This window comes from Acidovorax sp. GW101-3H11 (assembly GCF_001633105.1).
Lineage (GTDB): Bacteria > Pseudomonadota > Gammaproteobacteria > Burkholderiales > Burkholderiaceae_C > Acidovorax.
Window position 1 is genome coordinate 974,543 of record NZ_LUKZ01000009.1, and the last position, 22,931, is coordinate 997,473.

A 22,931-nucleotide genomic window follows, 5' to 3' on the forward strand; every position below is an offset into this window, starting at 1 on the left:
CGAACAACGACAGGACGGCCCGTATGGAGTCGAGGAAGGAATCGACCGGCATCAGAATTTCCTTCCTACAGTGATCGTTCCGTAGACCGGGATTTCTTTTTGTCCCCGGAATTCGCGTGTGCGGTGGTAGCGGGCTATCGCGATGCGCCAGTTGCCTTGGGTAATCGCGACGCCGTAGCCGACATCCGCCACGAGTGGCCGCTTATCAACGCTATGGCCGGACTTGAAGGTATTGCCATCCAACGTGATGTCGTGCAGAACCCAGTGAGCGTCTAGCGCCACGAAGAGGTGGCCGTTCCAGTTGCTGCCAGCGGTCGTGCGCACGGGCGAGGTGTTCTCTCCGGCAGGCCGTAGCGGTGCCGTACCTAAATCATCAGGCAGGCGCAGCCCATAGCGCAGTTCTCCACCGACATTCGCGTAGGTGGCGAAGTTACCGAAGCTGCCACCCCAGTGGCGGGTCAGATCCCAGCCCCAACCGCTGACGTCTTCTTGCCTGAAGACTCGTGTTCGGCGTTCGTGCAGCAACTGCAGCACAGGCTCGTCGCGCAGTTGGTGTCGCCAGCCATTGAATTTGTCGACGCCGATGGTGTCATGCCACCAGTTCTGGGTTTGCCTGGCCAAGGAGGAGGGGCCCACAACACCGACGCGGATTTGTGAGGTGCGCAGCGTATCGCCGCGCCGCGCGTTGTAGCCAAAGCTCAACATCATTGCGCCGGCGAAAGGGCGGTCGTCTTTGATCAGATCGCTGCGCGTTTTGTCGCTGGGGGTGTACATCATCTGCCCGAAGCCGATGGTCATGTTCTGTTCGTCAAAACCCTCGGGTTGCAGCACCGTGAGAAAACGATTCAGCCCACGGACGAGACGGGGTAGGCAAGGGTCATCGCGATAGTCCACAAGGTTGGGGGAGACCCAGCTGACGAGAAATCCATTGGAGTAGCCTTGATCTTGTCCAATGCCGCCGAACATGTCGTTGTCGATCCGCAGATTGAGCGTTCCCGTTGAGCGCAGCGGGTTGTCCTGGTGGCAGGACTGGGCCTGTGCGGAGGCGCTCAGCAATAGCAGCAGCAAGGAGGCTGCGACTTCCAGCCTCCATTCAGCGGGGTCGGCGGACTGAACTTTCGTCACGCTGGCGTGCCACCCTGCCCAGGGGTTGCAGTCACAATGACCGATTGGGACTGGCGCACCAGCATCACCGGAACTGGTGCGATGCGAGCGAGCTGCTCTGCATCGCTTCCCATCAGCAGCCTGTCCACGCCCCGGCGTCCGTGGGTACCCAACACCACCAACTCGCATTGAGTAGTCAGTGCCTGCTGAGCGATGAGCACCGAGACGCGCTCGCCGTTACTTTCCAGAAGGACGGTCTCAACCACCAGGCCTCCCTGCCTCAGCCGCAGCGCCGCCTCGTCCAGCAGCTTCTGCCCGGCCGCCAGGAAGCCCGGCCTCACTTCTTCAATATAGATCCTCGGCCTCTCGAAGCCGTTGCTGTGCTTCATCTCCTCGATGACGTGCAGCAAGACGATGGTTGCGCCATTCAGGCGTGCCAGCACCGCAGCGTGGTGGAGCGCCAAATCGGCAGTAGGACTTCCGTCGAGCGGAACCAGGATTCTTGAGTACATGAATGTCTCCAGTTATCAGAGTAAAACGGGGTGACGAACAGATATTGCGTATACCGTGTCGCAATAGCGGACGCGGTATGCGCTTATTCAGTTGCGTACATATTCCCCTGGGGCGTCGCAAACAGTGGGGTATCCACTGGATTCAGCACCTATGAGCGGAGGCGCAACAACATCACCGGAACGCTCTCGCAGCCACGCCGACCATGCGGGCCACCAGGAATCCGGATGCGTCTGCATCGTCGCTTGCCACTCATCCGGCGCCATGTATCCATCACCGGCCGCGCGGGTATGGATTTGATATTGGCGCTTACCTCGGCCGGGCTCGCTCACGATGCCGCCGTTGTGTCCTCCAGTGGTCAGCACGAAAGTCAGCTCGGCCGAAGACAGGAGATGCAGCTTGTAAACCGAGCGCCAAGGCGCAATATGATCCGAGGCAGTGCCGACGCAAAACACCGGCACAGCGATGTCTCCCACTGAAACGGGGCGACCCGTGACGGGATAACGCCCCGCGCTGAGATCGTTATTCAGGTAAAGGCGTCGGAGATACTGCGAATGCATCTTCGCGGGCAGGCGAGTCCCATCGGCATTCCAAGCCATCAGGTCGGTCATTGGCCGGCGATCGCCCAATAGGTATTCGTCAATCATGCGAGACCATATGAGATCGTAGGAGCGCAGTAGCTGAAAAGCTCCGCTCATCTGGTCGGAGGTCAAATAACCGGTTTGAGCCATGCTGGCTTCCAACAGCGCCACTTGACTCTCGTTGATGAAAAGACTCAGCTCGCCCGGTTCGCTGAAGTCCGTCTGTGCGGCAAGCAGGCTTACCGACACCAGCCGCGTATCGCCATCACGCGCCATGGCTGAAGCACCAATGGCCAGTAGCGTTCCGCCCAGGCAATAACCAGCCGCGTGGACTCCATGCCCGGGGACAACGGAAGTCACAGCGTCCAGCGCTGCATGCAGGCCGAACTCCAGGTACTCATCCATGCCCAAATCTCGATCCTCAGCATCCGGATTTCTCCAGGAGATGCAAAAAACCGTATGCCCTTGCGCAACCAGATACCGTATCAGCGAGTTATGCGGTGACAGATCCAGTACGTAGTACTTCATGATCCAGGCAGGAATGATCATGATCGGTTCGGGATGGACTTTCTCGGTAGTGGGCGTGTACTGAATCAGTTCGATCAGTCGATTTCTCAGAACGACTTTTCCTTCCGTGACCGCTACGTCGCGCCCAACGACGAAGTTCTCCGTTCCCGCGGGAGGCTGGCCGGATAGTTGCCGACGCAAGTCGTCGAGAAAGTTGGACGTCCCCCGCGCTAGATTGGCGCCTTGCTCTGCGATGGTTCTTTTCAGGACAATGGGGTTGAAAACCGCAGCGTTGGCGGGCGAAAGCATTTCCAGCCACTGTTTGGCGCCAAACGCCAGCAGGCGTTGGTGTTTCGGATCCACTCCCCACACCCCCTGCGTGGCCTGCTCCCACCATTTGGTCTGATTGACGAATGAACTGCGGAAAAGGTCGTAGGGCCATTGATCCCATGCAGGATCGTTGAAGCGGCGGTCATTGACAGGTGACCGGTCAGGAGCGGTGGCTCCCCGGTTCGGGTTGGCCCGATTCTTCTTCAATACGGCCATCCATTGCTCGGACAGGGAGGCTGCAAACGCCAAAAGCTCGGCTTGCTTGCCAGGACTGTTTGCTAAATGGCTCGCCCAGTCCACCCATGCGAGCAACGATGTCTCCGGCGAAATAGACGACCAAGCCTGTGCCCAAGCGACATGGGCATCCCCATCCAACTTCGGATTGATGGCTGAGTCGATATTGCCGTTCTTTTTATTCGTCAAAGCGTATTACCTCTATTTCTGCACAAGTAGAAAGAGCCCCTTGCTTGAAAACGGGAGTCGATTGCGATTTCCTGGGCGACGACGCCTCGCCAGCGCGTCAGCGATGTATCCATCTGCCAGCTCGCTCCGCTGTTTCGCTTCGCCTAACCGGCCATCAGGCTGATTACCAGTGCGTTCGCAATATCGATGACGAACCCACATACCAGGGGCACCACAATGAACGCCTCGCGTGCCGCACCATGCTCCCGAGTCACCGCCGTCATGTTGGCGATGGCAGTGGCGGTAGATCCCAGCGCAATACCGCCGAAACCCGCGCACACCACGGCGGCTTGGTAATCCTTGCCCATTGCCCGAAAAACAATCAGCAAAACGAATGCGATGACCAAGGCAATCTGCACCAGCATCGCCGCCGTGATGAAGGCGAGCACGGGCTGCAGTTCCCAGAGCCTGAGTCCCATCAGCGCCATGGTCAGAAACAGGCTCAATGACATGTCGGAAACCAGGGCGATGCCTGGCTGCATGCTCGGCCAGTTCCATAAACGTCCGCGCCCACTTGGGGGGGTGCGGACGAAAACTTGGACTACTAGAAGGTAGTTCATGTATTCCTACGAAGACCGAATCCGAGCCGTTGAGCTCTACATCAAGCTCGGCAAACGCACCAGCCCGACCATCCGTCAGCTGGGTTACCCAACCAAGAATGCATTGAAGGGGTGGTACCGCGAGTATCAGCAGCGGCTCGACCTGCCGCTGGGATATGCCCGTCGGGAGCCGAAGTTCTCGCAGGGCCAGAAGGCAGCGGCCATCGAGCACTACCTCACACATGATCGATGCATCGCTGCCACCATGAGGGCGCTGGGCTATCCAGGGCGTGGAACGCTAACCAAGTGGGTCCGCGAGGCATTCCCTGAAGCCAGGATGGCCCTTGTCGGCAGTGTGGGCCAGCGAAGATATCCCGAGAGCTTGAAGCACGCGGGAGTGATGGAGCTTTGCACCCGGCAGGAAAGTGCACAGGCTGTTGCCGACAGGCTCGGCGTGTGCCGGCCAACGTTGTACAACTGGAAGAACCAGCTTCTGGGGCGTGAGGCACCCGCATCAATGAAACACACCGATCGATCACCGCAGGCGCAAGAGCGTGAAGAGCTCGAGCGCCAAGTTGAGATACTGCGCCACGAAGTCAGGCAACTGCGCCTTGAGCAGGACCTCTTGAACAAGGCCAATGAACTGTTAAAAAAAGGCCTGGGCGTCGATCTGCAGCTCCTGTCCAACCGGGAGAAGACACTGCTGATTGACGCCCTCAGGGAGCACTATGGCCTGCCAGAGCTCCTTGCACAGTTGGGTCTTGCGCGTAGCTCGTACTTCTACCATCGAGCCCGCGCGGCAATCGGAGACAAGTACGTGAGGGTGCGCCAGTCCATCACCGAGATCTTCGAGTCCAATCACCGCTGCTATGGCTACCGCAGGCTGCAAGCCTCACTGGCCAGAGAGCAAGGCCCGATCTCCGAGAAGGTGATACAGCGGCTGATGAAGCAAGAGAGCCTGGTCGTTGCAAAACCCAAGAGGCGTCGGTATGCGTCTTACCTGGGCGAGATCAGCCCGGCACCAGAGAACATCATCAACCGTGACTTCCAGGCAGCAGCCCCCAACAAGAAATGGCTGACCGACATCACGGAGTTCCAGATCCCTGCAGGCAAGGTCTACCTGTCGCCGATCATCGATTGCTTCGACGGGATGGTGGTGAGCTGGACCATCGGCACGAGTCCGGATGCAGAGCTGGTCAACACCATGCTGGATGCAGCCATCGAGACCGTCACAGAGACAAGCGATCGACCAGTGGTCCACTCAGACCGCGGAGGTCACTACCGCTGGCCTGGCTGGCTATCCAGAATGAGCGAGGCCAAGCTCACCCGCTCGATGTCCCGCAAGGCCTGCTCGCCTGACAACGCAGCGTGCGAGGGCTTCTTCGGTCGGTTGAAGAATGAACTGTTCTATCCTCGGGACTGGAAGAGCGTCACAGTTGAGCAGTTCATTGAGGTGCTCGACGACTACATCCGTTGGTACAACGAGAAGCGGATCAAGATCTCCCTGGGGGCCCTCAGCCCGATCGAATACCGGGTGAGCCTTGGACTTGCGGCATAAAACCAGTCCAAGTTTTTATCCGCACCCCCGGTGGGTTAGGTTTGCGTGGAAATCAACAGGCATGACCTTGAAGGTATGCAACTCGCTTCTCTTGGCGATCTGCACCGTCACATGCCCGCCAAAACCTCCTGCACGCCCTGCGCGAAGGGCTGCCCCACGTAGTCGCTGTCGGCCAGCAGGCTTTGCACCCGGCTCAAGCCAGGTTTGCAGCGCGTCAGCGCCTGCAGCGCCTCCTTGCGGTCTGTGACTTCGGCCGTGGTCACCGCCACGGCGTGCGGCAACCCTGGCGTATCCACCGCAATGTGGCGCTTGATGCCCGAGACCTTCTTGCCAGCGTCATAGCCCTTCAAGGCCGCCGGGTCTGTGTTCTTCACGCTCTGCGCGTCGATGATCAAGAACGCGCTGCATGCGTTGCGCCCCAGTTTCTCGCGGGCCGCGCCAGCCTGGTTACTTCGCAACGCGATGACCACGCGCCCGAGAATCTCTCCGCGAAGAATGGGTTTCGGCCGGTTGCGGCAGGCGCGTGAAGCCGCCGGTGCGATTCCAAAAGCCCGAAGCCGGATCCGACTGGCGCCTCGTCGACCCGCCAAGTCACACAGCCGTCGGGGCGGTCAGAGACGCAAGGATGTGAGACGCCGACGCACGGCGATGCGCATCACGGGGCCGGGCCACTTCAGAAGTTGTGCTGCACGCCCACGTCGAAACCCATCTTGTCCGCGATCGCCACCTGATCGCGCGCGACGTTGAGGTACAAGAAGGTGCGCTTCGACAGATTGTGGTTGTAGCCCACCGCGAACTTGCGGCTGATGGCGAGGTCGGCACTGGTGTTCTTCAGATCGCCAAACGCAACTTTGAAGCGCCCCGTCGAGGTCGGCATGAAGGCGCTCACGATGTAGGTGCGGCGCTTCTCCAGGTTGTTCGCCCTGCCCTGGCCATAGCCGCCTGCGAGCGTGAGCGGCCCCAGCGGCACCTGAACCGCGAAGAAGTTCCACACGTCGTTCACGCCACCCGGGTTCTCGTACGCATAGCCAGCGAACCATTGGCCGGAACGGTAGGAGGCGCTCAGGCCCACCGGGTTGTTGGGCGTGGCCGGCGCGGGCAGCGTCGTGGAGTTCGGGCTCACGGCGTTGGCCCGCTGGAGTTGGAGGTTGAAGCCGCTCCTGTCGAACTTGTAGGTGATCGCGCCGTCGTTGCGGACGGTGCCGACGTTGCCGTTGCTGAACGCGACCATCGATGCGACGCCCGTGTGAATGAACGGGTCTGGCGCCATCTGGACTTCCACATAGCCCGCGATGTAGTCGCGGCCCAGCGACACGCTGCCCCAGTTGCCCTGGAGACCGACGATCGATTGCCCCTGGAAGAAGCGGGCGGCCGTGAGTCCGCCGGTGTCGGAACGGAATCGCTGTTCGAGCCAGAAGAAAGCCTTCATGCCTCCGCCGAGGTCTTCGGTCCCGCGAAAGCCGACACGGCTTTGCGCTCCCTCGCCCAGACCGTTTTCGCCGCGAGCGGTCGCGGTGCCGATCTTGTTCACATAGCCGCTGTCGACCTTGCCGAAGACCGTGACCGAAGACTGCGCCAGGGAGGACCCAGCCAAGCCACCGGCCAACCCGGCCGTCAAAAGTATCCGATATCTCAATTTGTCCCCGTTCTCTCTAGGTTTGAACCCACACGCCCGCTTGCGCACTCGAGAGCCTCCCGCTCACGAGAACCAGGCCAACGCTCCTTCGCCTATTCAGGCTGAATGCCGGCCCCGCGAATCACTCGGCCCCAATCGGCGCTTTCCTTGGCCTGGTATTTGGCGAGTTCGCCGATGGGCATGACGAACTCGAACATGCCCATGGTCTGCGACGCCGCCTGCGCCTCGGGTGCCTTGACTGCAGCGGCCAGGAGCTGATGCAGTCTGGCCACCACCGGCGCCGGCGCGTTGGCCGGCAGGTAGGCGCCCAGCCAGAAGCCGATGTCCATGCCCTTGATGCCGGCCTCCTTGAAGGTCGGGAGTCCGGGCGTGTAGGGGCTGCGCTGGAGGTCGGTCACGCCGATCGCCCGCAGCTTGTTGGACTTGACGTAGGCCCATGGCGTGTAGTCGGTGAACATCATGTCTATCTGGCCGCTGATCAGATCGGGAATGGCGGCGGCGCCGCTGCGATAGCGCACGCCCAGGAGCTTCACCTGGGCCGATTGCTGAAGCACCTCCGCAGGCAGCTGGCTGGTGATGCTGGTGTACGCAAACGAATACTTGCCAGGTTCCTTGCGCAGCAGGCTCACCAGTTCCGTCGCGTTCCAGGCCGGCAAGGTCTTCGGATTGACGTACAGATACATCGGCCCTTTCGACAGGGTCGTCACCGGCGTGAAGTCGGCGACCGGGTCATAGAGCATCTTCTTCACGACGTGCGGGTTGCCGGTGAACGCGACATTGCCGGTGATGAGCACCGTGTAGCCGTCGGGGGCGGCGCGCATCACTGATTGCGCCGCCAGCATCGAGCTGGCGCCGGGCTTGTTTTCCACGATCGCGGGCACGCCGGCCGCATGGCCGACTTCGGTTGCGATGGCCCGGACGAAGACGTCGGGCCCGGCGCCGGGACTGAAGGGCGTGACGAAGGTAATCAACTTCGCCGGGTAGCTCTCGGCCGAAGCGATTGCCGCGACACACACACCCAGCATGAACGCGGCGGCGCGAAAAGTCGGCAGGAACGCTCGCCTCCCCTCTTTTTCAACAGGACTTCTATAACTGATCATTTTCACAACCATTCTCGCACTGGAATTCAATTCTTATATTAGATTATCAGTCGAAAGTTCATGGCAGTAGGAGAAACCCTGCTGCCGAGTGAAAAACGAGAGGGCGCCTTGCAGTCGGCAGGAGGGAATTACCCTGGGATGGAGGCATCGGCGAAGTGCTTTTTCTATGCCCTGAAGACCTATGTTCATCCAGAAATTGAGAGCCGGTCCCGGTTGTTTGAGCACGCAGAGGCCCGAGATAAGTGGATGGGCTGCGATGTAAGAGCGTGTTGACGATCTTCTGAGCAACAAAGCGAGGAAAGCGAGATGGATGAACTGCAAGCTGGTGTTGAGCAGACGCTCGCAGTTCCTCCACAGCCGTCTGTTTTTGTCCAGCCAGGCGAAACTGCGTTCGACGACCCAGCGTTTGGGCATGACCTTGAAGGTGTGCAGCTCGCTGCGCCTGGCAATCTGCACCGTGACGCGCTCACCGAGGATGTCACGCACGCCCTGCGCGAACGGCTCGCCGACGTAGCCTCCATAGACCAGCAGGCTTTGTACTTGCGCCAGGTTCGGCTTGCAGCGCTCAAGCGCCTGCAACGCTCCCTTGCGATCGGTCAGATCGGCCGCGCTCACCGCAACCGCGTGCGTCAACCGGATAGCCCTATGGTCGATCCGGCCCAGACCCAGGCGAACGGCAGCCGACTCGTCGCGCCGGGCCCTGCAGAGTCACCGTAGGCGGACAGACCGCGTCTGCCTTGCGCTCCAGCACTTGCCACCTGCAACTGGCTGCGTCTGACGCCGGTTTCCGCGAGTGCGGCCTCGTTCTCCTCGCAGAGCGCGTACGGCACGCCATACTTCGATCGCTTCCCATGGACATCGCGTCCATAAAGCCTTCATCGGCGGCTGCGGCTGCCCTGAAGTCCAGCTTCGCTGGCGTCGCAGTCGATACCTGCCCTCGAGTTCCCCGGCTTCGTCCGGGGTGGCTGCCTTGGCAGCCATGAGTTCCTGTCGGCCTTCGGGCCGACGCATGCACATGGTCGACGGCCCCGGGGTCGCCGGCCACCGAGCGAAGGTCCTTGCCGCAAGGCACCGGGCCTTCACATCCCACGCCAGCCCCAAGGCTGGCACCAAGCCGCTTCGCATCCGCGAGGCACACCCGAACGGGGACCCCAGTCCCCGCCAGGGTTGGGCGTTCCCCTTTTCATCGAAGGAGAACGCCATGTTCGCTGCCTTTGCAGCCAGAGAGTCGCACCGCATTCCGGTGCTGTTGGGTGGATCGGGTCTCACCCGCCCGGCCCCCTTGCCGCAGCCCAGGCTTGCGGTACTGCTGCGTCCCCTGCCCTGCCTCGGCAAGTGCGGGGGCCGCCCGTGTGCGGACTGCCGCGAGGCAGCTTGACCATGCCGGTCGATCTGTACCGCCGGCGCATCGCCGCCACCGTGGTCGAACTGGCCCGGGAGGATCCCTTCCTGGTCAAGGAGGTCATCGCCCGTCTGCGCGCAGCGGGCGAAATCGAAGCCGACGATCTGGTCTACCTGGACCGGATCGCCGACCGCTGGATCGGCATCGCCGAAGCCAACGCCCGGCAGGAAGCCTCAACGCACGCGCGTCAAGCGCGCGGGTAGCGAGGCACCCTTCGCCTGGGCCATGGCCGAGGCGATCTTGTCCAGCAGTTCCGGGCGGTCCTCGGCCAGCGTGCCGGCCCATCGGGCCAGCGCCTGGTCGAGATCGTCCTGCGTTCGCGCCCCATCGACGTCGATGCCGACTCTTCGGAGTTCCTCGATTTCGGTGGGCGTGAACCGGAGTGAATGGCCTGCACGAAGCATGTGTGGGCTTTCGAAAGCGGTGGAATGCCAGCTTAGCAGGCCAACACATCGCCACAACCCTGGGAGACTGACGCCTCCCATTGGGGCATGGCGCGTGCATCCCGCAAGCAAGGAGAAAAACCATGACCGTGAACGCATCCCGCGCCAAGCCAAGGCGCAGTGCCATCGGCATCGAGGAAGAGCGCGCCTGGGTATCCTTCTACCGGCGTGCCGGCAAGGATCCCGCGATCGCGGCGGAAGTGCTGGCCCAGTTGGACAGCGATCCCGAGATGAAGCGCGAGCACTTGGCACTGTACCTGTGCTGCCGCGAGTCGCTGCGCCTGCACCAGGCGCGCGAGGCGCGCAACCAGCGGTTCGGCCGGTTCGTGCGCTGGCTGCTCGGCGGCCTGTTCATCCGGTTTCCGGCAAATGTGCGGCGCGCATTGGGACGTGGAAGCGACCTCGCCGCAGCCTGCCTGCCCGAGGAGCATTCCGAGCCTGCCACGGCCCAGATCCAGCGTCTGGCGAAAAGCCCGAAGGTACGTGCCGCCCGCGCGGCATTCAAGGCACCCTCCATCAGCGAGAAACCCGCCTCCCCATCGGCGGATTCGGCAATGGTGGATTCGGCGCCCCGAGCAGCTCAAGCCACTGGCTGAGCCATGTATCCCATTCCCCTGGCCGCGTGGCTAGGGGAATGCGGTGCTTCGCCCCATGGGCAGGCTAACGGCCCAATTTCTTGCGGCAGGCTCACGCCGCCAGGCAACGCGCGACCTCCCGGTCGATCATCCAATGGAGGAACTGCGTATCCTGCGACACGCCCCAATAGTGCGCCTTGCACTTCGCCACATACGCATCCAGATCCGCACGCGTGCGGATACCGGCAGGCTCGATGTCTGTCAGCCAACGGAAATACTCGATTTCCTTCTGCGTCAAACGGATCTGGGAACCCAGGCGGATCATGGAGAAATCTCTTGATGGTCACCATGCTGACGCAAAACAACGTGCTTGAGGACAAATTAATGGTCCTTGATCAAAAAATTTCCTGAATGGCAGCAGAGTGATTTTCGAGTGTCACGGGACTGCCATATGCCATGCCTCCGGCTTTCCAGATGTTGGCGAGTGGCCACGTTTCGGCGCATTTCCCATCCGGCCCCGTGAACAAACACCCGCCACCGTCACGAATTCCAGCCGACACAGGTTTTCCCCCTTGTGATGCGGCAAACCCAGGGGCACAGTCCCAATACCGGTCGAGGGCCTGATCAGGGCCTCCGGTCGCTTGCTCACGTCACAGCCCATCCAGCCAAGACCATCATGCCGACAGCCGTTGCGCACCTCCATCAGACTGCGGACGCCATCCCCTCGGCGACCGGCGCTGCACTGCATTTCGATCAAGGAGAGCGATGTGGAAAACGCGCTCACAACCTCCTATCCGCGAATAGCACTGCTGGGTGCGCCGTGCATCTACCGCTTCATCGCCGCGAGCAACTCTCGGCGCCTCGCATGGGAATCCCATCGGATTCTCTTGTATAGCGGCATGGTATTTGCGAAGCCCACAAGGCATCCCAGAACCCGTGCGGCATTGCCACACAAGGAAGGAAACATGCACACCCATTGCATTGAGCAATTGCGCGGACTCGCCGAGCCTCTGGCGGCTCTCTCGCTGACCCACCTGACACCCACCACCCGACAAAAGCTGCACGCAGACGATCTGTCCGTCAATGCCTACCCCACCGACTTTGGAGGCTTCGTATACGTAGGCTCGCCGCGCTACCGCATGCCTGCGGAGTCCGATCTTGCAAAGATTTTCGAGGCTGCAGAGCAAGCTGGCATCGTCTGGCTCAAGTTCGATAGTGAAGCGCCGACTGTTAGCGGCCTGCCGACCTTCACGCCCCAAGACACTATCCTCTGAGGCCCCCCGTTGCCAGCGCACTGCGGCCGGAGTGAACACCTTGACCTCTGTCACTCCATGGGCACGGCGTCGGCATCTACCCGCAAAGCCTCCAGGTCGATCACTGCATCGGCCATGCCGGCCAACTCGGTCGTCTGAGAGACGAAGAACTCCCGGTGGTAGCCGCCCAGTCGCAGCACCTCGCGCTTCATCGCCCCGAACATGCGCTTTCGGTCCGGGTCGAGGGCCCCGTCTGCTTCATCCGAGAACAGGGTCTCGTAGCGCCGTTCTCCAGCCTGCGCCAAATACAGCGCCACCGCCCGCACCAGGCATTCGTTGATCCAGACCCGCTCCCCTCCGCTCATCAGCCGCACACTCTTGCTCTCCCCTGAATCGGCGTCATGCACCAGGATGTCGAAGTCCTCCCGTTTCTCGCCCTTGGCCGTCTCCCCCTGCGTGAGGATGGAGACCGTGAAGCGCGGGCCGTAGCACGCCAGCAGCAGGTCGTTCGCCAGTCCCGACAAGGCCGGCCCCGCATCGTCGATCGCCAGCGCAATCAGACCATCATTGCTCATGCACCGCGCCAGCAGGGTCCAGTCGCCCATCGCGCTCTCGATCCGCAGGGCACGCCGGCGCGCCGCAGCCTGACGTTGTGCCAGGGCATCCAGCTGTTGACGCAGCGCCGCCAGGCTCTCCAACTCCTTCAAAGCGTCTACGTGCGAGCGCTGTGCATTGCCATGCGCGGCGATGGCGCGATCGCGTGCCGACTCGGCAATGACCAGTTGCTGGGGATCAAAGGGTTCCGGCAAAGTGCTCAGGACGGCATCCAGCCGGGCCAGCGCCTGCTTCAGCAGGTCGGACTGCTGCGTCCGCCGTGCGTCAATGGCCTGCATGGCGGCGGTAATGGCATCCCGCTCCTCCCGCTCGCCAACCGCTTCGGCCGAGGAATCGTCCCTCTCGGGATCTCCAAGGCCGTCCAGTTCGGCCTGGACCTCGGTCAGGCGCTGGCGCGCGACCTGAATCTCTTCCGCCTTCGCCGCCAGCAGGGCAAGTCGCGATGCGCGGCTGCGAGCGCGCTCCTGGCGATGCTCGGCGGCTTCCAATTGGCCGCTCGCGGCTGACAGCGACTGGACACGCGCCTTGACGGACCGGCCCTCCCGCTCGACCTCCGCCTTCTCGTCGCCCAAACGCCGCAGCACCGCATCGGCGCTGGGAATCAGCGCCTGCGCCTCCCGCGCATCGGCCAGCAGCTGGCAAACTCCCTGCAGCGGCATCCCGGCGCACGGCACCTCGGCGGTCAGGCCCAAACGGCGCCTGAGTGCCTGCGCCTGCAAGACAGCCTGCCCTGCCTCTCGTTCGATACCCTGAACCCGCTGCACAAGGATGCGCAACTGGCCCTTGGCCTGCTCCCACTCCGCCACCTGGTCTCGGCGATGACGCGCACGCTCGGTGCGCAGTTCCAGCAACTGCTCTGCCAGCGGCAAACGCCGCAATGCGTTGTGCACCAGGTGCTCCTGCTCCAGCAAGGCATGGCACCGGCTCCGTACGTTCTCCAGCCGTTCTCGGCGCTGCAGGGCCTGCGCCCGCCGCTGCACAACGCGGCGCGTGAGCCGGTCCAGCCGCTGGCGTGCATCCTGTTCGCGACCCGCCAGGTCCTGCAGAACCACTCGGCCCGCTCCCTGCGCAGCTTCCCGCTCCTGCAACAACTGGCCTCGCCGCGCGTCGGCCTCGCGCGCCTGCTCGCCCTGTGCCGCGGCCCGGGCGTGGGCCTGGCGCGCCTCCTCCAGCGCCGACGCCGCCGCTGCCGCCGCCGCCTGCGTCCGGGCGGCACGCGCCGGCGCATCGGCGGCATCGACCCGCGCGCGGGCGAGCCGTTCTCCCTCGGCCTCCAAGGCAGAGGCCTCCTGGCGCAGCGCTACCAGCCCTGTCTTCAACAGCTTGGCGGTCTCACCGGCCTTGCGCCCCAGCTCGCGGATATGCTCCTGCCCCAGCAGGTCGGCCAGCAGCGTTTTGATCTCCGCGTTGCGGTAATCGCTGAGCTGGCGCTTGCACTGTGCTCCGAAGACCGACGTGAAGAAAGTATCGGCGCTGCCGCACAGGTGCTCCACGCAGCGCGTATAGGTGTCCACCTTGCCGTCCGACACCGTGCCATCCTCCAGTGTGACGGGGTGCCATGCGCCCGCATCGGAGAGTGCGAACAGGAAGGCCTCCGTCCGGCGCCGACCGTTGGGCCGGATCACGATCTGGGAACGATAGCTTTGGCCTTCGAGCGCCCAAACCAGATCCTTCTCGTTCTCCGGAAGGTAAACATGGTCGTAGTAGCTGAAGCCGCCCGCGCCCGCTGCGGACGCGCGCGAGGGCATCGTGAGGTACGGGTGCATGTTGTCGAGCACCGTGGTCTTGCCGCGCCCGTTGGCACCCACGATGGCGACCAGCTCGGCCCCATCGCACAGGGCCTCGAAGTCCAGGGTCAAGGCATCCAGGCCCAGGCCATCCCGGATCCCGCGAAACCCCTTGAGCGTCAGAGAAAGTAGTTGCATGGCGAAGTTCTCCATGGGTTTGACGCACCCAGTTTCCCGTGAGAGCCCGGGGAAGCAAGGGCTTGAGCGCCGTGGCCGCCCCTCCCCGGCACTCTGGCAAGAGGATGATCGAGTTATGCTGAAAAATTCCTTTTGCGTTCAATGGCTTATCGAAATCGACAAGAGAGGTAAAATCGTCCGTCAAGGATCCTCCCTCCCACCGCCATGAACACGCTCAATCGCATCAAACGCTCCGTCGCCAACCGCAGCGACGATGTGCTGCTGCGCAGCGAGTTCGACCAGTTCGGCAGTGCCGCGCAGGTGGGCCGCGCACTGCGCGAACTGGTGCTGGACGGCACGCTGGTGCGCCTGGGCCTGGGCGTCTATGCCAAGGCCAAGCCAAGCGTGCTGACGGGCAAGCCGATTCCGGTGCGGCCGCTGGAAGTCCTGGCCCCCGAGGCGCTGAACAAGCTGGGCGTGACCGTCATGGCCAGCCGCTTGACCGAGACGTACAACGCCGGACACAGCACCCAGGTGCCTGCGGGCATCGTCTTCAACGTCGGCCGACGCCGCATCGCCCGCAAGCTGGGCTTCAACGGCAAGGCGATCCAGTACGAACACGCATGAGGGTGCTGGCACCGCAGCGGCGGGAACTGATCGAGGCGCTCGTCGCTGAAGCCACTTCCGGCGGAATCACTGCGGGCCTGCTGGAAATGGACGAGCACCTGACAGATGCGTTGCGGGCCCTGTTCGCCTTGAGGCTTGAGGGTGTGCAACTATTGTTCTGTGGTGGCACCAGCCTGTCCAAGGCCTACGGGCTGATCGAACGCATGTCCGAGGACGCGGATCTGAAGGTGGTACTGCCGGATGCGGGCCAGGCCCCCCGCGCCGAGATCCGCCGCCGCCTTTCCGCGCTGAAAGCCCAGGTGGCCGAAACGCTGGCCGGGATCGGCCTGGTCGAGGACAAGGGCAAAGAGCTGGCCTTCAACGAGAACCGGTACTTCTGGAGTGAGTGGAGCTATGCGCGGCACTATGCATCCGCCGCGGGGCTGCGCCCTCACCTGCAGATCGAATTGACGGCACGCACTCCGGTTCTGCCTCCGCAGGTGCGCCGTATCACCACGCTGGCCGACCAGCTCGCCGGCCGCTCCGATCAAGCCTTCGAGGTCCCGGTGGTCGCCGTAGCCGAAACGGTCGCGGAGAAAGTCCTGTCATTCCTGCGCCGCTACGCACAGCATCGCGCCGGGCTCATGCGCCAGGCCTGGGACACGGCCCTGGTCCGGCATCTCTACGACGTGCATTGCATCCGCCAACGCCAGCCTGAGATGCTGAGCGCGGCGCGGCGGGCCTTTCCTGCGCTGGTCGCGGGCGACCAGAAGGAGTTCGGCACCCAATTCCCGGACTTTGCCACGGCCCCTCGCCAGGTGCTGAGCGGCGCGCTGCGGCAGGCCCGTGCGGACGCGAAGATCCAGGCGGAGTTCACCGGCAACCTGCTGCCGCTGGTCTATGGGGGCGGCACACCGGCATTCGCGCAGGCTTTCGGCGACTTCGACGCAGTCGCCGAAACGCTGCTGGAAGTGCTGCCGTAGCCCTGTCCACCGGACGCGTCAAGCCGCCAGTCGCATGGGTTTCACGGGCTGGTTTCGGCATCCCGCTCGCGCAAGAGATCCGCTGCAATGTCCTCGGGCGTCGCTTCCTCCAGCGCGGCAAGGCATCTCACCAGCGGTTCGGGGTTGACCTCGGACACCTGGGCCCAGGCGCGCAGCTTGTCCTCCATCCTCGCCATGCGCGAGATGCCGGCCATGCGCGTGCGCACCACGGGCACGATGCGGCCCTCAAGCTTGGTCTCCGCGGCGCCGGCAAGGATTCGTTGGATGGCCCCGCGATCCACGGATCCCCGATCCTCCTCTGCGACGGTCCAGCGCACGCGCACGCTGGCACCGGCGATGTCCTGCCGTGCAACCGCTTCGCGCAAGGCGTCGAGATCCGGGCGGCCCTCGAACACGATATCCATGGTCCGGCGCGCCGGAGTGGGCTCCAGGGTGCAGCAGGCCGAATCCGTGCCCACTTCCCACAGCAGAAATCCCTTCTCCCCTTCTTCTCCATAGTGAAAGCGGCCGATGGAACCCGCATAGCCGATCAATTGCGCACCCGCAAGCCCCTGCTGCGCCCAGGTCTGGTGCTGGTGAATATGGCCGAGCATGAAAGCCTGGGCCTCGGCGGCAAACAACGCCCCGGTCGTGAACTCATGATCGAAACCGGCCATTGGCACACCGTGCTCGCTCACGCAACCGAACACCGTGCCGTGGGACACGCCGATGGTGGGCAGTCCTCGGCTGCGCGCGATCCGGTGTGACGGCGCAAAGCCGCGGAGCAGCCGGGCGAGTTGCTCTCCCACAGCCTGCGCCGCGTGCGTCGCCCCGGCGGTAGCCGCCACGGTCGCCTTGTTGACGGTGGGCAGACAGGAGAACAGCGCTACAGCACGGACCGGTAAAGCGCCGAAACGCCATTGCGGGGAAGCGATCCAGTCGCCCTCACGGGTCAGGGCCACCTGCTGGATCCGGTCGGCCACGTGAATCGGGTGGCGCCCACCGACCGAGCGGAAGACGTCCAAGGTACCCGGGGGCTCGTGCGAGTAGGTACCCTGCAACAGCAGCACCGGGCAATGATCGGCCAAGCGCCGCACCCGCTCCACCAGCCGCGCTGCGGCGGGCGAATGCAGGTCCAGCGCGTGATCGGTCGCGTCCCCGGACATCACGGCGGCCTGCGCCCCTTGCGCCACGGCCCGCTCGATGGCAGCGCCGAAGCAGCGCTCGGCCTCGTCGAGGGTCCTTGTTCCATAGTGCAGGTCGGAAAAGTGTGCGATGCGCATGGTCTTCTCCTTCAAGCACCCAGGCCCAGCTCGGCGTCGATCTTGTCGAGGTAGCCTTCCGGGTCTTGGGCGTACCTGTCGAGCTCGTCCCACGCACGACCGCGGCCGTGGGGATTGATCCGCCAGCCATGGCCCCAGCGCAAGGCCGCGTATGCGGAGTAGCGCTCCGTATCACCACCCATGGCCCGGACGCGCGCCAGCAGTTGCGCGAGCGTAGGTCGCGCCTGCTCCAGACGCGGATGGCCGGCACCGGCACCGGCGGGCGCATCGGCAGTTTCGCCTCTCCCGGCCTCCTCGCCCGTTCCTGCGTCCTGATGCGCCTCGGGCTGCCCTTCGAGCACCTGGGTTGCAAGATGGGCCTGCTGGATCGCCGTCTCTTCATCCTCGTGCTCGCGCAGCAGGGCCGTGACATCCACGGGGGCCTCCAGTTCGATGATCCACTGGGGCACGCGCACCGCCCGCCCCTGTTCGTCGATGTGCGGCACATCCCTGAGCACCTTCGTGAGGAAGAACGTTGCGCGGTCGCGCCCCAGGAAGCCGGAGATGCGCCCGCCGCGCATCATGGCCATGGCCTGGAAGCGCTGGATGGCCGCGCTCATCGCGTAGAAGCTCGTGGTGGGAAGCTCCAGCGCGCTGATGGAACGGATGCCGGGAATGAAGAACAGGAACCGGCCCGTGAGATTGCACTGGCGCGCCTGGTACTCGGGGCAGGATTCAGGATCGCAGAGGCCACCGTTCTCTTCACGCAGCACAGCCTTGCGCCCGCCAAAGATACGGATCGCGCGCCGCCCCGTGTCGTCCACCGGGACCGGTGCATGGCGCATGCAGTGGCGCACCAGGCCATCGGGCGAGTACTGCGACCAGAACCGCTTCTCATGGGTGCCCCAGGCCGCCAGCTCGTGCGGCATCACGGTCTGCCAGTGGTCGGAGGGGAAGACGACGGGAAAACAGTAAAGACGGTGGCCCTGGCCTCGATCCTCGCCGTAGGCATCGAGGATCTCCCGGGCGGTCTCCGGGTTCGCGAAGTCCGACGCTCGCACCGTGAACCAGGGCACGTTGCGCGGCACCAGCGGAGACTTGAGCTGCGGCATCGCCTGCGCCAGCCGCCGTTCGATCTCCTCGAAGGACCGGCCCTCGTCCACGCCCTGCCTGTAGATGGCCTTGGCCTCGGGATGCTCGGCGGCCTTGCGGGTCAGGACCATGATGCCGGGACGGATTTTCCCCCCGGTGGGGATGCGTGCCGGGGCCTGGCCCAGCAGGGTGTGCAAGGCGACCGGCCCGCCCTGCACCGAAACGACAGCGTTTGCCATGTGGCGCTCCTTCATGAAACGTCGGGGTTGCGACGCTTCATGCTCTCGCGTGATGCCAAGTGTTCAACCCCCGGCAGCAAGGCTTCCAGCCGACTGCCCCGTCCGGTCATGCACCGCCGGGAGTACGAAAGGCAAGCGAACTAAGCCGCCGGTGATGGCAGCGCGGGCATTGGCTGCTCAGTCCGCCACGCCCAGCATTCACCTTTGGCGACGGCCTTCTCCTTGGCGGTACGCTCCTTGGCCCCGGCAAACGCACTCACTATGTGCAGTGGAATGGGCGTGGCACCGCCGTCCAGCAACAGCGCATTCGGAAAGACTCCACCCTGCGGCGCGTCGTAGCGCAGCGGCTTGAGAAAGCGCCTTTCCTGTCCGACAAGCGCATCGATCAAAGGGCACTCGTGGCCGCCCTCCAGCGGTATCCATTGATCGCTTGCCAGCATCAGGCTAGCCGAATCGATCTCGTAGGTCAATTCGCGGCGGGCGCGTATCAACGCCGCGATCATGAGCCGGATCCGACGTTCGGTGTCTGCGTCGCGCGCCTCCAGCAAGGAAGCGTGAACACGCGCCAGGCGCTCCCAGCTCTTGGTGGGCATCAGCAACGGCGCATCGGGCATGTGGCGGATCCAGATCCGGCAGGCGTGCTCCGCACGATCGCAGGCCTTGAACTCGCCGATCACCAACGCCAATGGCGCATGCCCATCGCGGGGCTGCAGGATGGCCAGCTTTTCCCGTCGGCGCTGGGCGGCATCAGCCTTGGTGGATTCCTGGAATGGCTCGGGGACATAAAGACGCTCGGCCAATGGGATGCCCTTGACATCGATGTCGGCCGCCGCAGCGAGCAGGTACTTGCACAAGACACCCTGGTTGCGCTTTCCAGCCATGGCGGGCGTCCACCGGTTGAAGCCGGCACGCTCGAAAAGAAAATGCATCACGGCGCGAAGCGACATGCGCCGTCGCGGAACTGTGATCTCTGCCGGCTCCGAGATCTCGCCCCTTGGCAGGGCGTGGCCCTGGGTCCTGGTCCATGGGAAGTCCACGCGCAGTTCCACTCGACCAGGCTCAGGCTCCAGCACGGCTTCTCCCACGAGTTCGCCCAGCCCGGAAAGTGCCGCGTCGGGTTCATAGGAAGGGCAGGACGGGTGATGGTCCTTGCCGGTTTCTGGCATGCGTTTGACCACGTACTTGCGATGGCGGGCCACATACATTTCCACACCACCGGCGACACACAGGCAACGCGGCCGCTCAGCATCGTCATGGATCGACGCAAGCGCCAACTGGAGGCCCGGATCCGTGGCTGTAAACACACGGCCGTGGATTGAGAAGTGCTGCACAGGGAACACCGGCAGGCCGCCGTCGCTACTCGTTGCCGCCGCACTTGGTTGCAAGCCATTTCTTCCTGGACCATCAAAGAAAATCTGTTCCTGCATGCTGCCTTCCCCGTTGAGGTCAATGCCACGAACCCATCCTGGACCTTCGTGACGCTCCAGGCGAGCCGGATTCGCATCGAAATTGGTGAGATTTCGACATTGAAGGCGCAGAAATTTTCCGAGGTCAAGCACGCCTCGATCGCCTCATGCGGGAAGCCTCTCTCCCACTAGGTGACCACCAATAGGACAACCCGCACACCGTAAATAGGCAAAGCAAAGCATGCGGCCCACTCGCTCTCAGCCAGTCACGGCATCCGCGTTTTGCATCGACTTGCCATTTACCAGCATCCGCTGAAGGTAGCCCAGCAAGGCCTGCCATTCTTGGCGCGAGAAATCTGCCAGATGAGCGTTCTGCACAACGGCCAAAATGGCCGGCACCTCGGCAACGGCGCTCTCCCCTGCTTCCGTGAGCTGGACATGGATAACGCGCCGATCCTCGACGCTTCTCACACGCTTGCAGAGGCCCTTCTTCTCGAGTCGGTCAAGAGCCCGAGTCACGCCGCCCGCGTCCATTTCGAGGTCCTGCGCGAGATCAGCTACCGTTGGCCGCTGGCGGGCCTTGATCTTCACAAGCGGTCCCCACTGGGTGCTTGTCAGTCCGTGCTGATGGAGGCGCATGTCGGCGTTCCGGACTATCGACGTGGTAACGCGGCGCATCAAGTAGCCGACGGTCTCTTCCTGGTAGTAGCCAGAGGCTTCATAGAATTCAATCGGCACAAGGTTGTCTCCCATGCGAGAAGGATCGCGGAGGAACTGGCCTCCATCCCCGTACAACGGACGGCGAAGTTCGCCAGGCGGCGGAGCATGCGCTTGTACATCCCTCTCCAAGTCTGCGCCCCCCACACCTTCGTCCGGCCCGATAGCACCGGCGATTTCATCCCAGTCGGAGTCCAGCAGATACCGCCGCGCCGCCAACAGGATCCGCTCAACTTCATCCGCGTGCCGCATGCCCCCGCGGACGCCGCTCGCGAGCGATTGCAGTTGTCCCAACGCTGCCACGTTTCCAAGGGATACCGCCTCGGCGATCTCCATGAGCTTCAAACCCAGTCCATGTTCGCGGCAGTGCCGCTCCTCCAAGCAGGACAGAACCTCGATGAGTTCCGGCTTGCGCTTCCGCAACACGCCGTACAAATGCAACTCTCCATTGGCGCACAAGAGGTACTGCGGGACATGCTGGACACACAACCGGATTGCGTCGAAATCAACGCTCGGCTGCCCGTTGCCGGCGGCGTCAAGCACGGCCAGCGCCCCGAGCATGCCAATGGCAAACGCACGATGCGAGCTCAATAGGGCGGCAACGGTTCGCTCCTGGACAGTGGGAACCTCGCTGGATGCAACGCCCGTGACGAGCAGTGCCGTCGGCGCGCTCCGAAGAACCTGCTCCGTGCAGAACTGGAAACTCCAGCCTTGCGCTCCTGGGCATCGTTGCGGCGCCATCACGATGACGTCGCACCCCTGGAGCTTGGCGGCCGCGCCAACGGCCTCAGCGAGGTGGGCCGACACCACAGCCAATGACGCGCAGCGAACACCACGTGCCGCCGCGCTCGATCTCGCGCTCGACAAAACTGCATCGGAATCCCCGAAGGCCGCGCGCAGCAGCGTACTAGCCAAGGCTGTTGAGAGTGCGGTGACGCCCCGCGTCGCGGCCGGATCTGGAGCGGCATGAAGGAAGGTGATTTTCGCATTCAGCTTCTCAGCCAAATCGATCGCGGCTTTCACGTTTTTGTCCGATGCCGACGTTCCATCAACGGGTACCAAAAAATGCTCATACATGTCCGGCATCCCTGCTCACACCAGATCGCGCGTCAGCTCTTCCATCGTGTGCTGCCGCCGTGGAAACTGCTCTTTCACCGCACTACGTTCAGCGATTCCCAACAGCAGGCCCACCTGCGCCTCATCCGCGCCCCGGGTATAGAGGCGGTCGGCCACCGTATGCCGCGCGGTGAGCGCTGTGACCTGCTTAAACTCGGCATAGCGGAACAGCTTGCGATAGGTCTCTTGGATGCCGCGACACCGGAAGCGGCGCTGCCCCGCCTCTCCGTACGGCGTGATCTCGAAGCCCTTGCCGCTGGCGGACAGGAACAGGCGGCTGCCAGGCGCCAGGCCACGGTACTGGCCTTCCACACCGAGTCCGGCACCCCACCGCACACGATCGGCGAGATAAGCGTTCATGGCTTCGTTCAGCCGCGTGCTGTGGAAGTACAGCGGCCGCGCCCGGGAGGTGATAGCGGCCTCCTCGCGCAGCACGGAGATCCGCCGCACGCTCCCTGCGGCGTCCAGATAGTCCCGTACCTCGAGACGCGCGATCTCCAACGGCCGCGCGCCGATCGCGAACAGCATGTAGTACAGCGCGAGGTCTTCCAGAGGGTGTTGGCTGCGACCCCGGATCCGCACGGCGCCGGCGGCGATCTCCGCCTCACTCAGGATGGGCGTGCCCACGGCCCGCTCCGCGCCAGGGGGCTGCAGGCCGTCCAGCGCAGTCTGCAGCGCGTCACGGTGCAGGCGCAGCCTGCGAACAAACGCCGCACCGCTCTGATTCAGCCCGTCGATTCCGGCGCTGCCGGCCAGGTGGGTCGCCACCGCCTTGATGCGCCGCTCGACGGCCGTGCGCGACACCCCGTGCAGTGCCGCCACGGCGTCATAGGCCGCCCCGTCTAGCACCGCGCGCAGCATCGCCACAGACACGTCCCACGATGGCCGGGGATCGCCGGAGAGTTCCTGCTCTTGCACGCCGCGTGCCTCCTTTCAAGGCAATCACACCACGAACGCATCCTGACGCCCCGGTACGCGCCGCGCCAGCCGA

General features: G+C 63.6%; 20 protein-coding genes and 2 pseudogenes. 6 read left to right on the forward strand and 16 right to left on the reverse strand.

Annotation, left to right across the window (positions count from 1 at the left end):
• Positions 1-51 precede the first annotated feature (51 nt).
• The 4 genes from A1D30_RS10450 to A1D30_RS10465 form a co-directional block, all read right to left on the reverse strand.
• Positions 52-1,125: a lipid A deacylase LpxR family protein gene (locus tag A1D30_RS10450; protein ID WP_063460630.1), complete on the reverse strand. Its 1,074-nt coding sequence runs from the start codon at positions 1,123-1,125 to the stop codon at positions 52-54.
• Entirely contained in the window at positions 1,122-1,616 is a 495-nt protein-coding gene (locus A1D30_RS10455; protein ID WP_003050031.1) for a universal stress protein, read from the reverse strand. The genes A1D30_RS10450 and A1D30_RS10455 overlap by 4 nt, the downstream gene beginning before the upstream one ends.
• A gap of 87 nt (positions 1,617-1,703) precedes the next feature.
• On the reverse strand, positions 1,704-3,455 hold the full coding sequence (locus A1D30_RS10460) for an alpha/beta fold hydrolase (protein WP_082836391.1): 1,752 nt from the start codon (positions 3,453-3,455) through the stop codon (positions 1,704-1,706).
• Between the two features lie 143 nt (positions 3,456-3,598).
• Positions 3,599-3,976 (reverse strand): sodium/glutamate symporter, encoded by a 378-nt coding sequence (locus tag A1D30_RS10465; protein ID WP_063460631.1) that lies wholly within the window; start codon positions 3,974-3,976, stop codon positions 3,599-3,601.
• A 76-nt stretch (positions 3,977-4,052) separates the two neighbouring features.
• On the opposite strand from A1D30_RS10465, the gene A1D30_RS10470 reads away from it, so the two are divergent.
• A complete protein-coding gene (locus A1D30_RS10470; protein WP_008904893.1) occupies positions 4,053-5,591 on the forward strand; it encodes an IS3 family transposase in 1,539 nt (512 codons plus the stop codon).
• Between the two features lie 57 nt (positions 5,592-5,648).
• Here A1D30_RS10470 and A1D30_RS10475 read toward each other — a convergent pair.
• The 4 genes and pseudogenes from A1D30_RS10475 to A1D30_RS10490 form a co-directional block, all read right to left on the reverse strand.
• Positions 5,649-6,040, reverse strand: a pseudogene (locus tag A1D30_RS10475) (transposase); the annotation flags it as partial.
• Positions 6,041-6,264: 224 nt separating this feature from the next.
• The gene (locus A1D30_RS10480; RefSeq protein ID WP_157891322.1) at positions 6,265-7,209 is read right to left on the reverse strand and encodes a porin; all 945 of its coding nucleotides are present in this window, start codon (positions 7,207-7,209) and stop codon (positions 6,265-6,267) included.
• Positions 7,210-7,319: 110 nt separating this feature from the next.
• On the reverse strand, positions 7,320-8,327 hold the full coding sequence (locus tag A1D30_RS10485) for a tripartite tricarboxylate transporter substrate binding protein (protein ID WP_063460916.1): 1,008 nt from the start codon (positions 8,325-8,327) through the stop codon (positions 7,320-7,322).
• A gap of 276 nt (positions 8,328-8,603) precedes the next feature.
• A pseudogene (locus tag A1D30_RS10490) lies at positions 8,604-8,960 on the reverse strand (transposase); the annotation flags it as partial.
• 747 nt (positions 8,961-9,707) lie between these two features.
• Between A1D30_RS10490 and A1D30_RS10500 the strand changes: the two are divergent.
• Positions 9,708-9,932: a hypothetical protein gene (locus A1D30_RS10500; protein ID WP_063460634.1), complete on the forward strand. Its 225-nt coding sequence runs from the start codon at positions 9,708-9,710 to the stop codon at positions 9,930-9,932.
• Here the strand turns inward: A1D30_RS10500 and A1D30_RS10505 are convergent.
• The gene (locus A1D30_RS10505; protein ID WP_060984120.1) at positions 9,903-10,133 is read right to left on the reverse strand and encodes a hypothetical protein; all 231 of its coding nucleotides are present in this window, start codon (positions 10,131-10,133) and stop codon (positions 9,903-9,905) included. The genes A1D30_RS10500 and A1D30_RS10505 overlap by 30 nt on opposite strands.
• Positions 10,134-10,255: 122 nt before the next feature.
• Here A1D30_RS10505 and A1D30_RS10510 point away from each other — a divergent pair, with 122 nt between their 5' ends.
• A complete protein-coding gene (locus A1D30_RS10510; RefSeq protein ID WP_063460635.1) occupies positions 10,256-10,768 on the forward strand; it encodes a hypothetical protein in 513 nt (170 codons plus the stop codon).
• A gap of 91 nt (positions 10,769-10,859) precedes the next feature.
• On the opposite strand, the gene A1D30_RS10515 is transcribed toward A1D30_RS10510, so the two are convergent.
• Positions 10,860-11,072, reverse strand: a complete 213-nt coding sequence (locus A1D30_RS10515) for a hypothetical protein (RefSeq protein WP_060984118.1) — start codon at positions 11,070-11,072, stop codon at positions 10,860-10,862.
• Between the two features lie 640 nt (positions 11,073-11,712).
• Between A1D30_RS10515 and A1D30_RS10520 the strand changes: the two genes are divergently transcribed.
• Positions 11,713-12,021 carry a hypothetical protein gene (locus tag A1D30_RS10520; protein ID WP_060986526.1) on the forward strand — a complete coding sequence of 103 codons (309 nt, stop codon included), beginning with the start codon at positions 11,713-11,715 and terminating at the stop codon, positions 12,019-12,021.
• 50 nt (positions 12,022-12,071) lie between these two features.
• On the opposite strand, the gene A1D30_RS10525 is transcribed toward A1D30_RS10520, so the two are convergent.
• Positions 12,072-14,555: a DNA repair protein gene (locus tag A1D30_RS10525; protein WP_242421846.1), complete on the reverse strand. Its 2,484-nt coding sequence runs from the start codon at positions 14,553-14,555 to the stop codon at positions 12,072-12,074.
• Between the two features lie 189 nt (positions 14,556-14,744).
• Here A1D30_RS10525 and A1D30_RS10530 point away from each other — a divergent pair, with 189 nt between their 5' ends.
• Together A1D30_RS10530 and A1D30_RS10535 are read left to right on the forward strand one after the other, a co-directional pair.
• Positions 14,745-15,146 (forward strand): DUF6088 family protein, encoded by a 402-nt coding sequence (locus A1D30_RS10530; protein WP_063460636.1) that lies wholly within the window; start codon positions 14,745-14,747, stop codon positions 15,144-15,146.
• Positions 15,143-16,108 carry a nucleotidyl transferase AbiEii/AbiGii toxin family protein gene (locus A1D30_RS10535; RefSeq protein WP_063460637.1) on the forward strand — a complete coding sequence of 322 codons (966 nt, stop codon included), beginning with the start codon at positions 15,143-15,145 and terminating at the stop codon, positions 16,106-16,108. The genes A1D30_RS10530 and A1D30_RS10535 overlap by 4 nt, the downstream gene beginning before the upstream one ends.
• Before the next feature lie 41 nt (positions 16,109-16,149).
• On the opposite strand, the gene A1D30_RS10540 is transcribed toward A1D30_RS10535, so the two are convergent.
• The 5 genes from A1D30_RS10540 to A1D30_RS10565 form a co-directional block, all read right to left on the reverse strand.
• Positions 16,150-17,391 (reverse strand): metallophosphoesterase family protein, encoded by a 1,242-nt coding sequence (locus A1D30_RS10540; protein WP_063460638.1) that lies wholly within the window; start codon positions 17,389-17,391, stop codon positions 16,150-16,152.
• Positions 17,392-17,402: 11 nt separating this feature from the next.
• On the reverse strand, positions 17,403-18,701 hold the full coding sequence (locus A1D30_RS10545; protein ID WP_063460918.1) for a hypothetical protein: 1,299 nt from the start codon (positions 18,699-18,701) through the stop codon (positions 17,403-17,405).
• 140 nt (positions 18,702-18,841) lie between these two features.
• Complete coding sequence (locus tag A1D30_RS10550) at positions 18,842-20,260, reverse strand: DUF1173 domain-containing protein (RefSeq protein ID WP_242421847.1); 1,419 nt, start codon at positions 20,258-20,260, stop codon at positions 18,842-18,844.
• Between the two features lie 105 nt (positions 20,261-20,365).
• Entirely contained in the window at positions 20,366-21,901 is a 1,536-nt protein-coding gene (locus tag A1D30_RS24755; RefSeq protein WP_199865949.1) for a universal stress protein, read from the reverse strand.
• Between the two features lie 15 nt (positions 21,902-21,916).
• Positions 21,917-22,858, reverse strand: coding sequence for a site-specific integrase (locus tag A1D30_RS10565; RefSeq protein ID WP_060986635.1), 942 nt, complete (start codon positions 22,856-22,858; stop codon positions 21,917-21,919).
• Between the last annotated feature and the right edge of the window lie 73 nt (positions 22,859-22,931).

Coding starts and splice junctions, on each gene's coding strand:
- A1D30_RS10520 (WP_060986526.1), top strand. CDS start 11,713: ATGCACACCCATTGCATTGAGCAATTGCGCGGACTCGCCGAGCCTCTG.
- A1D30_RS10455 (WP_003050031.1), bottom strand. CDS start 1,616: ATGTACTCAAGAATCCTGGTTCCGCTCGACGGAAGTCCTACTGCCGAT.
- A1D30_RS10500 (WP_063460634.1), top strand. CDS start 9,708: ATGCCGGTCGATCTGTACCGCCGGCGCATCGCCGCCACCGTGGTCGAA.
- A1D30_RS10465 (WP_063460631.1), bottom strand. CDS start 3,976: ATGCAGCCAGGCATCGCCCTGGTTTCCGACATGTCATTGAGCCTGTTT.
- A1D30_RS10510 (WP_063460635.1), top strand. CDS start 10,256: ATGACCGTGAACGCATCCCGCGCCAAGCCAAGGCGCAGTGCCATCGGC.
- A1D30_RS10540 (WP_063460638.1), bottom strand. CDS start 17,391: ATGCGCATCGCACACTTTTCCGACCTGCACTATGGAACAAGGACCCTC.
- A1D30_RS10535 (WP_063460637.1), top strand. CDS start 15,143: ATGAGGGTGCTGGCACCGCAGCGGCGGGAACTGATCGAGGCGCTCGTC.
- A1D30_RS10485 (WP_063460916.1), bottom strand. CDS start 8,327: ATGATCAGTTATAGAAGTCCTGTTGAAAAAGAGGGGAGGCGAGCGTTC.
- A1D30_RS10515 (WP_060984118.1), bottom strand. CDS start 11,072: ATGATCCGCCTGGGTTCCCAGATCCGTTTGACGCAGAAGGAAATCGAG.
- A1D30_RS10505 (WP_060984120.1), bottom strand. CDS start 10,133: ATGCTTCGTGCAGGCCATTCACTCCGGTTCACGCCCACCGAAATCGAG.
- A1D30_RS10525 (WP_242421846.1), bottom strand. CDS start 14,555: ATGGAGAACTTCGCCATGCAACTACTTTCTCTGACGCTCAAGGGGTTT.
- A1D30_RS24755 (WP_199865949.1), bottom strand. CDS start 21,901: ATGTATGAGCATTTTTTGGTACCCGTTGATGGAACGTCGGCATCGGAC.
- A1D30_RS10545 (WP_063460918.1), bottom strand. CDS start 18,701: ATGGCAAACGCTGTCGTTTCGGTGCAGGGCGGGCCGGTCGCCTTGCAC.
- A1D30_RS10470 (WP_008904893.1), top strand. CDS start 4,053: ATGTATTCCTACGAAGACCGAATCCGAGCCGTTGAGCTCTACATCAAG.
- A1D30_RS10530 (WP_063460636.1), top strand. CDS start 14,745: ATGAACACGCTCAATCGCATCAAACGCTCCGTCGCCAACCGCAGCGAC.